The sequence below is a fragment of the Arthrobacter terrae genome (assembly GCF_015708085.1).
In the GTDB taxonomy this organism is placed as follows: domain Bacteria; phylum Actinomycetota; class Actinomycetes; order Actinomycetales; family Micrococcaceae; genus Arthrobacter_M; species Arthrobacter_M terrae.
This window is the reverse complement of sequence record NZ_JADNYM010000057.1, coordinates 1-1,438: the sequence shown is the minus strand read 5'-3', so window position 1 is coordinate 1,438 and position 1,438 is coordinate 1. Positions and strand designations below refer to the sequence as shown.

Annotated in this window: 1 protein-coding gene; it reads right to left on the bottom strand. The window is 63.6% G+C overall.

Going from position 1 to position 1,438, the window contains the following annotated elements; genetic code table 11:
* Nucleotides 1-1,428 (bottom strand): DUF222 domain-containing protein (locus tag IV500_RS21125; protein ID WP_281064097.1); only part of this gene is annotated, 1,428 nt, incomplete at its 3' end.
* Nucleotides 1,429-1,438: the final 10 nt, after the last annotated feature.

The window sequence follows — 1,438 nt, the reverse complement described above, 5'->3', positions numbered from 1 at the left end:
GGCTCGTTCAAACGACGCGTCACACACCATTCTCGCCAGCGTGCCGGGACTGATACTACCCAACCCGTCACACCACGACGGCATCGGATCCAACGGCGTTAACCCACCAGCACCAGACAAACCCTGCTCCGGAAGTACCTCTGGTTCTAAACCAAAAAACCACGAAGACCCGGGGCTGGTGGAATCAGTGGTACTGCTGCCAGTGGTACTGCTGTCAGTGGTGCTGGTGGTGGTGTCCCAGCCAACGCTGGTGTTCTCCGGACCTACCCCGCCCGGCCAGCCGCTGTCCTCCGGCGTACCGTCCGGGTCCGCCCAGCCCGACGGCAGATCCGACGGTTCGGCCGGTGAACCGTGGTCTTCTGCGTCGGGATCTGCTGGGATTTGTGGTGCTGCCGGTACCGGCCCGACCGTCAAGGCCAGCTGTGCTCCCGGTTCCGGGGACTCCAGTAACTCCGGTAATTCCAGTGGCTCCAGTGGGTCCAGTGGTTGTAGTGGTGCCAATGGTGCTGGTGGTTCCGGTGATTGTGATGGTGCTGGTGATTCTGCTGGTTTTGGTTGGTTTCCCAAGGTTTGCCGGAGGATGGCGGCGTCCCTGTCCGGGAAGCTGCGGAGCTGGTCAAAAGTGGTCGTGATCGTGATGCGAGCCGGTCGCCTACCCGGCCGGAGCCTCCCGGCCCTACTCGGACCACAACGGGTACCACCGACAACCCTGCCCTCGCCTCTTCCCGGCCCCGTTCCCGGCTCTGTCTCTGGACCGGGGCCGCTGTCAGCGCCGGTGCCGGTGCCGGTGTCTGTTCCTGTGCCGGTGTCGTTGTCTGCGTCTTGGTCTGTGTGTGTGGTGTCGTGGGTTGAGGTGAGGGAGAACAGGTCCTCGGCCTGGGCCGCAGCAGCTACTGCCTGGGCCCGGGCATCCATTTCCGGATGCACCCACCCACTCCCATCACCAGCAGAACCATCTTCGGCAGAACCGCCGTTCTCGTCGGTAGCACCGCGGCTGCCGCTTTCTGCAGAGCCGCCGGAGCTGTCGAGGCCGTCTTTCCCATCAAACCCGCCGCTGCTGTCGCTGCTGTTGGGGCTGTGGGTGTTGTGTTGTGGGTGGGGGAAGTTGAGGTAAGCCCCGGCAGCCCGGGCGATTTCAGTGATCGCGTCAGCCCGACGCTGATCCGGGGTCCGAGCATCCACCCCGACCAGGGACCCGTCCACGCCCCGCTGATCCGGACGCGGAGCGGACAACGGATTCAAAATCGCCATCAACTCCGCCCCCGCGACCGGATCCAGCTGATACGAACCATGCACCATCCCCGTCACATCCACCCCCATCGTGAACTTACGCCGCATAAACGCTTCCGGATCATAATGATCCCCCGTATCCGGCTGACACAACCGGATCACGTGCCCAGCAAACCGACGGAAATCATCACTACGCAACGTCGGAGCC